The following is a 12,235-nucleotide window of genomic DNA, read 5'->3' as shown; positions in this document are numbered from 1 at the left end:
CATCTTACTCATGATCCGGATTCAGGCGACGACGGCTGATGATACGCAGCAGACGCCACAGCACCCAGGCCAGCAGCACCACGCTGACGGCGGCCAGGATAGCGAGCAGAATCGGATGGTTAGAGAGCGCATACCACAGACGTTCGAACCATGGCAGATGCCCCACATAGTACACATCGCCTACGCGCAGGCTGTTCACGCCCGACTCACGGATCACCGACACAGAGCCGAACATCGCGGCACGTTTACCGCTGTCGTTCATCGCACTGTTGAGCAGTTCGTAGCCACGCGGGCTGTCTGCGAGCAGGGCAATCACGCTACGCTGATCGTTATACGGTGACTGGAAGCCGACCACGGCCGCCATCGCCCCCTGAGACGTGACAGCCGTCTGCGCGCTGGCTTTACGATCGTTGATATCCGGCATGATGCTCGGGAACTCGGTCTGACGCAGCGGCGTGTTAACCCAGGACTGGGCTGCCTGAACCAGCAGATCGATACGCTTCTCATCCTTCAGCTTATCCGGGATGGAACCGATCACCATGATGTCCGCATCTTTGTTCTGAATTTGAGCGCCATCATCCGTCAGGGTAACGTTAATCGCCGGCAGGCCCGTTTGCGCGCCTACGGTCGCCATGGTGTCCAGCAGCGTCGTCACCTGCCCTTCATTTGGCGCTTTTGGCATCACAACAATGGATTCAGACAGGTCCGCCATACGGCTGAACGGGAAGCCCGCGTTAGCAAACGCCCGCAGATCCGGCATGGCGAGGAAGTGATAGTACTTCGAGAAGTCGATGGTCGATTCATCGCCAATCACGACGTGGTTCTGCACCGGCTGGAAGGTGATGCAGTTGTCCACCGAACCGCCCGGCATTGGATTCATGTACTGGAAATCAAAGCGCAGCTGGTTTACCGCCCCGAGCTTCAGCGCCGGGATGGAGACATCGGTTTTACCATCCAGCAGCCCCTGCAGTACCGGCAAACGCAGCAGCAGACGGTTCGTTTCCTGATTATTCATCAGATTAAACGACTGAAGGAACTGGTTATTCAGGCTGATATCCATGCGCGAACTGTCTTTGGTTGACGGCGCGGTGTAACGATAGTTGAGGTTCATATCGATACCGGTGGTGCGCAGCAGATACAGGTCCGGCGGCAGGTTCAGCGACAGGCTGACAGGAGACGGCTCAATCCCTGTCGACTGCAGCTGCTCTTCATAGGTTTTCAGCTCGCCGAAGGTGACGGCGCGGTCGGTACGTACCCAGTTTGGCGCGTCATAAGGTTTACGTGCCAACAGCGGCTTGACCTCATCGACAACCACGCTACTGCCGCGGAACAGGATATTCCCCTGTGCAATCGCTTTTGCCGCCTGCACCAAGTCTTTCTCATCACGCCCGAAAACCACCAGCAGTTTCACATACGGGTTATCCGGGTGGCTTATCATCTCAATGGTCGGCGCTTTGACATCCGGGTGCTCACGCAGGAAAGCAGGACGCTTCGCGTTGGTCGCAAAGATGATGGCATTTCTGTCAGGGATCTTGTCATACATAACCGGGAAGTTCTGCCCGCGCCAGCCGGAACGGGAGCCGAACCAGGAGGCCACGATGGTCGCTGCCAGTTGCTCCGTGACGTCCGGTGAGGACGCAAAGACCATCGGCAGGTTTAACGGGCGATTATCACGCGGATCGAAGAACGGCACCGGGAACGCGGAGAGATCGTTTTTCAGCGCCAGCGACTGGTAGGTCATCTGCAGCGATGAGTTACGCCCGACATCCATCCACAGCGTGTTGCTGGCCGGGTTTTCGCACACGTCACGGTAGTGGCCCACGAATTCCAGACGGATACGGTTAAAGTCGGTGATAAACAGCGGGTTGATCGGCACCTGAGCCAGGGTTTTCTTGCCCAACTGCTCTTTGGTGACCGGCAGCACGTCCATCAGCTCGTCATTCAGGTAGACCTTCAGCTGAGACTGGGTCGGCAGCAGCGAAGGAGAAGGGGTATATTCCAGGTTCAGCACCGCCTTCGACACAACCTCATCGCTGCGCATACCAAACTCAACGCCGCCTTTAGGATTGACGCCGCGCAGCACCATGCTGCCCGGAGGCGGCGCAATTTGCGCAAAGGTGAGCTTCACGTCCCGCGACGGGGCATTCTCCGTGACAACAGGCGCATTAGCCCCCGGAACACCCGGCATCACCTGCCCCACAACCTGCGCGTCGGCCGGCAGGGTATTTCCCGCTGTCGGCTGGTTGGGAACGAGATTTTCTGTTTGACCGGGCGCCGCGGTGACAACCGGTTCGGTCGCTTGCGACACCACAGGCACCGTAGGAGCTGGCGTGGCCGCGGCGTTATCAGGCGCTGCGTTAGCCATTGTTGCGGGGAGCGTACTCATCCCCATTGCCACTGCACATAACCAGGAAAGTTTTGTTTTCATCGCGTTATCATCATTGTTGAGCCATAACCGGGTCCGCCTGCTTCGCCTCATCCCGCTCAGGACGACGAGGAATGAACGACACGACCCAGGAAACCAGCGAAGTAAGTGACCGGAAAATTATTTTCACCGACGACGGGGCAAATTCTGCAAGGTGACGATAGCCACGGAACCCCAGCTTCAGAATATCCAGCAGGCTTTCCAGAGGCTTATCTTCCGGGAAGCTGTCCTGCCAGAGAGCCCACGTATCCGCGCGGGCAAACGTACACTGCACAAAATCAATATGTTGCTTCCTGGTCAGCGGCATCAGCTGCAGACCCACTTCATTGCCTGCCACACGCACAACCTGTGTCGGGAAGACATACTCCTGCTGGCCACGCTTAAGCAACAGGTTAACCTTCTGCCCTTCCAGCACCTTCGCCTGACCGTTGATTTTGATACCCAGACCACCGTCGGAGAAGTCATGAACGGTACAGGAGAAGAGATGACCATCTTCACGGGCTATCGCCGCAGGCATGCTGATTTCAACACGATGCGCGCGACGTACCTGCTTGCTCTCCACTGACACCGCCACTGCGCCACCAAGGATAATCAGGTTGTAAAATACCCATGCCATACTGACGAACACCGTCAGGATTTCGTTTTCCGGACCGTAGAAGTAGCGCCAGATACCGGCAATCACCCCCACAATGTTCAGCAGCACCAGGAAGATGTACGGACGGGAGATCACCCAGTCGACATACTCCTCTTCCACCAGGCCCCCCTTCGCGGTGACGTTAAACTTGCCTTTATGCGGGTTAATCAGCGCCACCATCGTTGGCGGCGCGATGTACCAGGCCAGCACCGTTTCGTAGATTTCACTCCAGAATGAGTGGCGATACTTGCCCTGAATCTTCGAGTTGGTCAGGCTCGCGTGGATCATGTGCGGCAGAACAAACAGCGCAATCATCAGCGCGGGCGCGTAGATGATATAGGCGTGAAGAAGCAGGAACGCCAGCGGCGCGGTCAGGAAGATCAGCCGCGGAATACCGGATAAGAAGTGGAACATGGCGTTGACGTAGCACAGACGTTGCGCCAGCTTGAGGCCTTTACCCAACAGCGGGTTATCAAGACGGAAAATCTGTACCATCCCGCGCGCCCAGCGAATACGCTGGCCGATATGCGCCGACAGGGATTCCGTCGCCAGACCGGCCGCCTGAGGGATACGCATATAGGCCGAGGTATAGCCGCGACGGTGCAGGCGTAGCGAGGTATGGGCATCTTCAGTGACCGTTTCAACCGCGATGCCGCCAATTTCATCCAGCGGTTTACGGCGGATAACCGCACAGGAACCGCAGAAGAAGGTCGCATCCCACATGTCGTTGCCGTCCTGCACCAGGCCATAGAACAGCGTGCCTTCGTTCGGGGTCTTACGGAAACGGCCGAGGTTACGTTCAAACGGATCCGGCGAGAAGAAGTGGTGCGGCGTCTGCATCATCGCCAGCGCTTTCTCTTTCAGGAACCAGCCCATCGTCATCTGCAGGAACGAGCGCGTCGGCACGTGGTCGCAGTCAAAGATGGAGACAAATTCCCCTGTCGCATACTTCAGCGCGTTGTTGATGTTCCCGGCTTTGGCATGTTCGTGAGAGGTGCGGGCGATATACTCAACGCCCACCTCTTGCGCGAACTCACGGAACGCGGCCCGACCGCCGTCATCCAGGATCCAGATTTTGAGCTTATCTTTGGGCCAGTCGATACCCAGCGCGGCGTAAATGGTATTTTTCACCACGCTCAGATCTTCGTTATAGGTCGGCACAAAGAGATCGACAGTCGGCCACTGCGACGTATCTTTTGGCAGCGGAACCGGCTGGCGGTTGAGCGGCCAGATCACCTGGAAATAGCCCAACACCAGCACAATCCAGGCGTACGTTTCAGCAAACAGCAGCACCAGACCGCATACCAGACTGACCGGGTCATCCCAGTTCAGCGTTGAGGTATAACGCCACCAGATATAGCGGCAGGAGACGGTCAGTGATAACACAATCAGCATCAGGGCGGAGAAGCGCCCCGGTATACGCCGCACCAGCAGCGCCACGCCCCACAGCAGGATCAGGAAAGTGAACTGCGCCAGCGGGTTAAAGGGTTGCGTGATACAGACCAGCGCCAGAATGAGCGAGAAGACAACTATCACGCCCAGAATAAAACGCCGTAAACCCGGGTGCAGATGCCCGAGTTCTTTATGGTTATCCAGATGGCTGGTCTTATCGCCCACGCGGTCAGGCAGCCTGTCCAGCCACTGATGATAGCGTTCGCGTAAAAGCTGGACCCGGCTGAAGCTGCGCCAGTGCGGCGTCTTTTTCTCCTGCCGCGGCGACGTAACCACCAGCCAGATGGCCTGAATGATGTACCGCGCCGGATCTAACGGCCGTGGACGGTCAGGATTAATGTGCGGATACAATTCACTGTGTCGCGCACGAATGCGCTGCCAGCGGGGGTGCTCGAGGGGGATGAACATCCAGGCCAGAATCATCCAGAAACAGCCGAACGCGGCGCTAAATGCCGAGGCACCATGCCGGCGATAATGCCGGTAATGGTCGCTTAAACGCGAACTGACCGGCGGGATGAGTAACCAGCTGGCGAGTCGACTCATACCGTACCCCTGGCAGGATCCGCCTCTTGGGCGAAGTGCAGCAGACACCAGTTCGCCAGCGTCAGGATCTCTTCTGCCGCCAGCGAATCGCTACAATACTCGCCAAGTGGCTGTTTGGAGGCGAGGCATTCCGCCATCCCCTCATCACGATGGATCACAATCGGCAGCAGACGACGCTGGCTTTGCAGCCAGACCTGATACAGATCGTCCTGGATCTGGCTGCCAATGCGTAAATCGTTAATCAGGATATGGCTATTCTGTGGCAACCCCTGCTGATGTAGACGGATATGGCAATTGGCATCGACGTTCACAATGGAGAGCACGTGGTCGCACTGGGCAATCAGCTGTCGGGTCAGCGTGCCGGCACCGTGCGGCAGATCCAGCAGGATCCACTGATAATGGCCTTTTTCTTTGAGGCTCTGCAGTGCGAGTGTGAATTGCGAAAATAAACGCTGATAGGCGGCTTCATTCTCACGCTCTGTCGTGGTCAGTTGACCAAACGGCAGGAGATCGAGCTGGGAGGTGTAACGCAGACCCGCATCACGCCAGTCTTTATCATCAAGCAACGCGCGGGCCCAACCCTCTGTACGGGTAAAGTCGACGTTAAATGACATACGCAGCAAATTGTCGGCGCAGGCATCAATCACCAGCACCGATTCACCTAAAAGCTGTAATGACCACGCCAGCGCCGCGGTAACGGATGTTGTACCCACTCCACCACGGACGCCCTGTAATCCGAGTATGGCCATCAATGGCTCCCTTATTGTTGTTGGGTAAATTCAGCTAATAACGGCCAACGTTTAATAGCCGCAGCCAACTGTTCCCGCTGGGAAATATCGGTGTAATCTATTTCAGGTAAAGAAAAGGCCTGCGTCAGCGCCAGAAAATCGTTTTGGAATGTGTAACCCAGGGTCGAATCGACTGGGGTTCCGGGTTCGTTATTATCCATTTTTTTCCATCCCTTTGAGTATCGTTTTACTCTCTGAAGTCGCGAGGCTTCCTGCCCTGTGAAATTTCATTTACATGCTAAATCTGATGCTCTTTAATTTCAATGTTAGGTTTATTTCTACGCTTTCGCTAGTAAACTGATATACAGATAAATTAGACGAAAAGAGGGACACCGTGGACTCCATATTTTCTATTGGCATCCAGTCATTATGGGACGAATTGCGCCACATGCCAGTCGGAGGAGTCTGGTGGGTTAATTCGGATCGTAATGAAGATGCTATCAGTCTGGTAAACCAGACAATTGCCGCGCAGGGTAAGGACTCCCGGGTCGCTGTCATTAGTATGGGCGAAGACCCGAAGCAAATTATTACGCTTGAGCGAGACCGCGGTCCACAGACGGTACGCTTGTTTTCCATGCCGTCGGAAGCAGATAGTCTATACTATTTGTCCCGCGACATTCAGTGTTCCATCAATCCAGACCGCTTTTTATTGATTCTTAAATGTTCACATAATGCCCTGCAAAATATCCCGACGGAGAAACTGCTGCAGTGGCTGGAAAAAATCAATAAATGGGCAAAATTTCAAAATTGCACGCTATTGATAATCAATCCCGGCAGTAATAACGACAAGCTGTTTTCACTTTTAATGGCGGAGTATCGCTCGCTATTCGGCCTGGCGAGTCTGCGCGACCAGGCGGGCAGCTATCTCTACGATATTGCATTCTGGTGTAATGAAAAAGGCGTGAGCGCCAGACAGCAACTTACGCTTAAACATATTGACGGCGAGTGGCACCTTGCCCAGCAAGAAGAAACCGTGGTGCAACCGCGCAGCGATGAAAAACGGATCCTGAGCCATATTGCGGTACTGGAGGGGGCGCCCGCGCTGTCTGAAAACTGGTCCCTGTTTGAGTCCAATGAAGCGCTTTTTCATGAAGCCCGCACGACGCAGGCGGCAACCCTTGTTTTCTCGCTGATGCAGAACAACCAGATTGAAATGCTGGCACGACAAATTCATACCTTACGTCGTCAACGCGGCAGCGCGTTAAAAATTGTGGTACGCGAAAACAATACCAGCCTGCGTGCCACGGATGAGCGTCTGCTTTTGGGCTGTGGCGCAAACATGGTTATCCCGTGGAATGCCCCTCTGTCACGCTGCCTGACGCTTATCGAAAGTGTCCAGGGGCAGCAGTTCAACCGCCACGTACCGGAAGATATTTCCACGCTGCTTTCCATGACGCAGCCGATGAAACTGCGTGGTTATCAGAAATGGGATACCTTCTGCGATGCCGTTGGCAACATGATGAACAACACGCTGCTTCCTGCAGACGGGAAAGGGGTAATGGTTGCCCTGCGTCCTGTACCGGGGATCCGCGTGGAACAGGCGCTCACCTTATGCCGCCCGAACCGTACCGGGGACATCATGACGATTGGCGACAACCGCCTGGTACTGTTTTTGTCTTTTTGTCGGGTGAACGATCTCGATACCGCGCTGAACCATATCTTCCCGCTGCCTACCGGGGATATTTTCTCAAACCGTATGATTTGGTTCGAAGACAATCTGATCAGCGCTGAGCTGGTGCAGATGCGTGCCCTCGCGCCTGAAAACTGGGTGAAACCGCTGCCTGTCACGAGCGATGTCAAACCGATCCTCAATGCACGGCATGACGGCCATATCTGGCGTCGGGTTCCGGAACCCCTTCGCTTATTAACTGAGAATGGGGAGAACGCACCATCATGAATATCAGCGATATCATTCAACTGGTTGTATTCTGTGCGCTGATCTTTTTCCCGCTTGGTTATTATGCACGCCATTCAATGCGTCGTATTCGCGATACGGCCAGAATGGCGTTTGGCAAACCTCGCTATGTCAAACCAGCCGGAACACTGACACGGGCAACACACGTCAAGGCAGACCGAAAACATGACTAACTCAACTTATACCGCTTCGTCACCATCGCCTCTGTGGCAATACTGGCGCGGCCTTTCCGGCTGGAACTTCTACTTTCTGGTGAAGTTTGGTCTGCTGTGGGCTGGCTATCTGAACTTCCATCCTCTGCTGAACCTGGTGTTTATGGCTTTCCTGCTGATGCCGCTGCCCAATATCAGGCTGCATCGCTTGCGTCACTGGGTTGCCATCCCGCTGGGTTTTGCGCTGTTCTGGCATGACACCTGGCTGCCGGGGCCGGACAGCATCATGAGTCAGGGTTCGCAGGTCGCCGGGTTTAGCGCCAGCTATATCCTCGACCTGACCGAGCGCTTTATTAACTGGCAGATGATTGGCGCGGTCTTTGTGTTGCTGGTTGCCTGGCTGTTTCTGTCACAGTGGATCCGCGTCACGGTGTTTGTCGTTGCCATTATGATTTGGCTGAACGTTCTGACGCTGGCTGGGCCAAGTTTTTCCCTGTGGCCTGCCGGTCAACCGACCAGCACGGTGACCACCACCGGAGGAAGCGCGGCAGCAACCGTTGCTACGGCAGGCGACACGCCGGTGGTGGGCGATATTCCAGCGCAGACCGCACCGCCGACCTCAACCAACCTGAATGCCTGGCTTTCCAGCTTCTACACCGCGGAAGATAAGCGTCAGACTAAATTCCCGGATGCACTCCCGGCAGATGCTCAGCCGTTTGAACTGCTGGTAATTAACATCTGCTCCCTCTCCTGGGCTGACGTTGATGCGGCTGGTTTAATGTCGCACCCGCTGTGGTCGCATTTCGATATCCAGTTTAAAGACTTTAACTCTGCCACCTCGTACAGCGGCCCGGCGGCCATCCGCCTGCTGCGAGCAAGCTGCGGCCAGCCATCGCACAAGAATTTGTATCAGCCCGCTGGCAACCAGTGTTATCTGTTCGATAACCTGGCGAAACTGGGCTTTACGCAGCATCTGATGCTGGGGCATAACGGTCAGTTCGGTAACTTCCTGAAAGAGGTACGTGAAGAAGGGGGTATGCAGGCACCGCTGATGGATCAAACCGGGCTGCCGGTCACGCTGCTGGGCTTCGACGGCTCGCCAGTCTATGACGATACCGCCGTGCTACAGCGCTGGCTGCAGACCATTGAAAAAGACAGCAATCCGCGCAGCGCCACGTTCTATAACACCCTGCCCCTTCACGACGGTAACCACTTCCCGGGCGTGAGCAAAACGGCGGATTACAAAGTGCGTGCGCAGAAGTTCTTTGATGAGCTGGATGCGTTCTTCACTGAGCTGGAAAAATCTGGCCGTAAAGTGATGGTGGTTGTCGTTCCGGAGCACGGTGGGGCGCTGAAAGGCGACAGAATGCAGGTGTCCGGCCTGCGCGATATCCCCAGCCCGTCCATTACCAACGTGCCGGCCGGGATTAAATTCTTTGGTATGAAGGCACCGCATCAGGGCGCACCGATTGAGATCACTCAGCCAGTCAGCTATCTGGCCATCTCTGAGCTTGTGGCCCGCGCGGTCGATGGTAAGCTGTTTGTGGAAGATAGCGTGAACTGGGATCAGCTCACCAGCAATCTGCCGCAAACCGCGGAAGTGTCAGAGAATGCGAATGCGGTTGTCATTCAATACCAGAACAAACCGTACGTTCGCCTGAACGGCGGAGACTGGGTACCTTATCCGCAGTAAGTTCTACAGACTCTCTTCCCCTCGGGGAGAGGGAATGATTGTTCCGCGAGCCAGACGAGCATTTTCAGGCTCGCGGAATATCCTGTAGGGCGCATACTCATTTATTCAGCGCTGCGCAGGGAGATCTCACCGCCCACCCAGGGCTTGATGACGCCATCCTGCTCCAGGAGCAGGGCACCCTGTGCATCAATGCCGCGAGAGATACCGTAGATCTCCTTATCACCAATCAGCAGTTTCACCGGTCGGTTGATAAAGTTATCGAGTTTTTCCCAGCGAGACAGGAACGATGCCAGCCCTTCCTGTTCAAAGAGAGACAAGGAGGTACGCATCTCTTTAATCATACGCACGGCAAGCGTGTTGCGATCGATGGTGATCCCCGCTTCCTGCAGGTTAGTCCACGCCTGATTCACCACATCGCTTTGCACATTTCGCATTACCATATTGAGACCGGCACCAATGACAATTTGCGCCGCATCGCCAGTTTTTCCCGTCAGTTCGACCAGGATGCCGGCAAGCTTACGATCGTTCAGGTAAAGGTCGTTTGGCCATTTTACCCGTACTTTATCCGCGCCAAGTTCATGCAGAACTTCCGCCATAACGATACCAATCACCAGACTCAGACCCACTGCGGCGGCAGGCCCCTGCTCAAGACGCCAGTACATGGAAAGATAGAGGTTTGCGCCAAACGGCGAGAACCACTTACGCCCGCGACGGCCGCGCCCGGCCTGCTGGTACTCTGCAACGCAGGCATCCCCTGATTCCAGCTCGCCTATCCGCTCCAGCAGGTACTGGTTTGTCGAATCGATGACCGGCAATACGGCCACGTTACCCTGCCCTATCTGGCTGCGGATGAGTTCTTCGTTCAGGAGCTGAATGGGCTCCGGCAGACTGTAGCCTTTTCCGGGCACGGTGAAGACATCAACCCCCCAGTCGCGGAGGGTCTGAATATGTTTATTAATGGCAGCACGGCTCATGCCCAGCTGCTCACCTAATTGCTCGCCAGAATGAAACTCACCGTCGGCCAGGATGCCAATCAGGGTTAACGGGATGGTATTGTCCTTCACGCGATAGTCTCCACAGCATTCACTTCACCCGTACGACCAATGAAGCGGACTTCCGGCTCCAGCCAGACGTTAAATTTCTCACCCACTTGCTGACGCACATGGTGCGCCAGTTGCACCACGTCGTCGCTGGTCGCATCGTATTGATTAATCAGCACCAGTGCCTGCTGACGGTGAACCGCTGCGCCGCCCACGGTAGTACCTTTGAGCTGGCACTGATCGATAAGCCAACCTGCGGCCAGCTTCACGCTGCCATCCGCCTGCGGATAATGCGGGGCCGTAGGCCATTTAGCCAGCAATGCTTTCGCGTTTTCGCTGTTTATGACCGGGTTTTTAAAGAAACTGCCGGCATTTCCGTTTACTTTGGGATCGGGCAGCTTGGTCATGCGCATATGGCAAACCGAGTCAAACACATCGCGAGGGGTGACGGTTGCCGGATCGAGGCGCGTTAAATCACCATAGGTCAGCACCGGCTGCCAGGTTTTGGACAGACGCAGGCCCACAGCGACAATGACGTAGCGATCCTGATATTCATGTTTGAAGATGCTGTCACGGTAGCCAAAACGGCACTGCTCTGCCGTTAAACGCTGAGCCGTACCGGTCGCCAGCTCAATGCAGTCGACATAGTCGCACACGTGTTTGAGTTCGATGCCATACGCACCGATATTTTGAATGGGCGATGATCCCGCACAGCCCGGGATGAGAGCCAGGTTTTCCAGTCCCGGCATCCCTTTTTCGAGGGTATATTGCACCAGTTGATGCCAGTTTTCGCCGGCACCTACGCGCAAACGCCAGCTATCGGCGCACTCTTCGACCTCAATTCCCATGATGCGGTTAATAATGACCGTCCCGGCAAAATCATCGAGAAACAGGACATTGCTGCCTTCGCCCAGAATCAGTACGGGTTCGTTGTTTTCTTTTGCGCGTTGCCATGCATCCAGCAGTTGCTGGGCCGTATCGGCGCGTACAATGTGATTAGCATTCCGTTGAATACCAAAGGTATTCCAGGGCTTAAGGGAGTGGTTCATAGGCGCTATCCTGATGCAAAAACGCAGGTAGTTTACCGTATAAGCAGTACGTTGTGGGGGATTAGTTTGTGCAGCGCAGAAACGCAAAAAGGCCATCCTTTCGGATGGCCTCTTCACTTATTTGATGCCTGGCAGTTCCCTACTCTCACATGGGGAGACCCCACACTACCATCGGCGCTACGGCGTTTCACTTCTGAGTTCGGCATGGGGTCAGGTGGGACCACCGCGCTAAAGCCGCCAGGCAAATTCCTGTGCTCTGTCCTGTGTCTTTTGGGCTGATACTGCGTTGGCTGCTCTCGTAAAGTCAGTCACATACCTCAGTATGCTTCTTCCTTTCCTTCGCTTGCCGCCTTGTCTCAGCGCAAAATCCTTCGGACTCTGAATCAAAGCTGAAAATCTGTCTCTTCGCCAAAACATCTTCGGCGTTGTAAGGTTAAGCCTCACGGTTCATTAGTATCGGTTAGCTCAACGCATCGCTGCGCTTACACACCCGACCTATCAACGTCGTCGTCTTCAACGTTCCTTCAGGAGACTTTAAGAGTCA

The 12,235-nt window shown here is 55.2% G+C and carries 9 protein-coding genes and 2 rRNA genes; 3 read left to right on the top strand and 8 right to left on the bottom strand.

Annotated elements, in window-relative coordinates; translation table 11 throughout:
* Positions 1 to 4: 4 nt before the first annotated feature.
* The 4 genes from bcsB to bcsR are packed head-to-tail and all read right to left on the bottom strand — an operon-like array spanning position 5 to position 6,003.
* The gene (gene bcsB, locus APU11_RS06065) at positions 5 to 2,428 is read right to left on the bottom strand and encodes a cellulose biosynthesis cyclic di-GMP-binding regulatory protein BcsB (protein WP_048972551.1); all 2,424 of its coding nucleotides are present in this window, start codon (positions 2,426 to 2,428) and stop codon (positions 5 to 7) included.
* 10 nt (positions 2,429 to 2,438) lie between these two features.
* Positions 2,439 to 5,054 (bottom strand): UDP-forming cellulose synthase catalytic subunit, encoded by a 2,616-nt coding sequence (gene bcsA / locus APU11_RS06060; RefSeq protein WP_029883686.1) that lies wholly within the window; start codon positions 5,052 to 5,054, stop codon positions 2,439 to 2,441.
* The gene (bcsQ, locus tag APU11_RS06055) at positions 5,051 to 5,803 is read right to left on the bottom strand and encodes a cellulose biosynthesis protein BcsQ (RefSeq protein WP_058650544.1); all 753 of its coding nucleotides are present in this window, start codon (positions 5,801 to 5,803) and stop codon (positions 5,051 to 5,053) included. The genes bcsA and bcsQ overlap by 4 nt, the downstream gene beginning before the upstream one ends.
* 11 nt (positions 5,804 to 5,814) lie before the next feature.
* Positions 5,815 to 6,003, bottom strand: a complete 189-nt coding sequence (gene bcsR, locus APU11_RS06050) for a cellulose biosynthesis protein BcsR (RefSeq protein WP_013099220.1) — start codon at positions 6,001 to 6,003, stop codon at positions 5,815 to 5,817.
* A 173-nt stretch (positions 6,004 to 6,176) separates the two neighbouring features.
* Here bcsR and bcsE point away from each other — a divergent pair, with 173 nt between their 5' ends.
* The 3 genes from bcsE to bcsG are packed head-to-tail and all read left to right on the top strand — an operon-like array spanning position 6,177 to position 9,602.
* The gene (gene bcsE / locus APU11_RS06045; protein WP_058650545.1) at positions 6,177 to 7,739 is read left to right on the top strand and encodes a cellulose biosynthesis c-di-GMP-binding protein BcsE; all 1,563 of its coding nucleotides are present in this window, start codon (positions 6,177 to 6,179) and stop codon (positions 7,737 to 7,739) included.
* Entirely contained in the window at positions 7,733 to 7,930 is a 198-nt protein-coding gene (gene bcsF / locus APU11_RS06040; protein WP_038983946.1) for a cellulose biosynthesis protein BcsF, read from the top strand. The genes bcsE and bcsF overlap by 7 nt, the downstream gene beginning before the upstream one ends.
* Positions 7,923 to 9,602: a cellulose biosynthesis protein BcsG gene (gene bcsG, locus APU11_RS06035; RefSeq protein ID WP_013099223.1), complete on the top strand. Its 1,680-nt coding sequence runs from the start codon at positions 7,923 to 7,925 to the stop codon at positions 9,600 to 9,602. Before bcsF ends, bcsG begins: the two co-directional genes overlap by 8 nt.
* A 101-nt stretch (positions 9,603 to 9,703) precedes the next feature.
* On the opposite strand, the gene birA is transcribed toward bcsG, so the two are convergent.
* The 4 genes from birA to APU11_RS06015 all read right to left on the bottom strand — a co-directional run.
* Positions 9,704 to 10,666, bottom strand: a complete 963-nt coding sequence (birA, locus tag APU11_RS06030) for a bifunctional biotin--[acetyl-CoA-carboxylase] ligase/biotin operon repressor BirA (RefSeq protein ID WP_058650546.1) — start codon at positions 10,664 to 10,666, stop codon at positions 9,704 to 9,706.
* Positions 10,663 to 11,691 (bottom strand): UDP-N-acetylmuramate dehydrogenase, encoded by a 1,029-nt coding sequence (gene murB, locus APU11_RS06025; RefSeq protein WP_058650547.1) that lies wholly within the window; start codon positions 11,689 to 11,691, stop codon positions 10,663 to 10,665. The genes birA and murB overlap by 4 nt, the downstream gene beginning before the upstream one ends.
* Before the next feature lie 126 nt (positions 11,692 to 11,817).
* Positions 11,818 to 11,933: ribosomal RNA gene (rrf, locus tag APU11_RS06020) — 5S ribosomal RNA — on the bottom strand.
* A gap of 187 nt (positions 11,934 to 12,120) precedes the next feature.
* Positions 12,121 to 12,235, bottom strand: a 23S ribosomal RNA gene (locus tag APU11_RS06015); the annotation flags it as partial.

This window comes from Enterobacter sp. 50793107 (assembly GCF_001463365.1).
Taxonomy (GTDB): Bacteria; Pseudomonadota; Gammaproteobacteria; order Enterobacterales; family Enterobacteriaceae; genus Enterobacter; species Enterobacter cloacae.
Note: the sequence above shows the minus strand (reverse complement) of the source record. Positions and strands in the feature narration are given on the sequence as shown.

Bases quoted from the DNA above. Each gene is read 5' to 3' on its own strand.
- bcsR (WP_013099220.1), bottom strand. From the start codon at position 6,003: ATGGATAATAACGAACCCGGAACCCCAGTCGATTCGACCCTGGGTTAC.
- bcsG (WP_013099223.1), top strand. From the start codon at position 7,923: ATGACTAACTCAACTTATACCGCTTCGTCACCATCGCCTCTGTGGCAA.
- bcsQ (WP_058650544.1), bottom strand. From the start codon at position 5,803: ATGGCCATACTCGGATTACAGGGCGTCCGTGGTGGAGTGGGTACAACA.
- bcsA (WP_029883686.1), bottom strand. From the start codon at position 5,054: ATGAGTCGACTCGCCAGCTGGTTACTCATCCCGCCGGTCAGTTCGCGT.
- murB (WP_058650547.1), bottom strand. From the start codon at position 11,691: ATGAACCACTCCCTTAAGCCCTGGAATACCTTTGGTATTCAACGGAAT.
- bcsB (WP_048972551.1), bottom strand. From the start codon at position 2,428: ATGAAAACAAAACTTTCCTGGTTATGTGCAGTGGCAATGGGGATGAGT.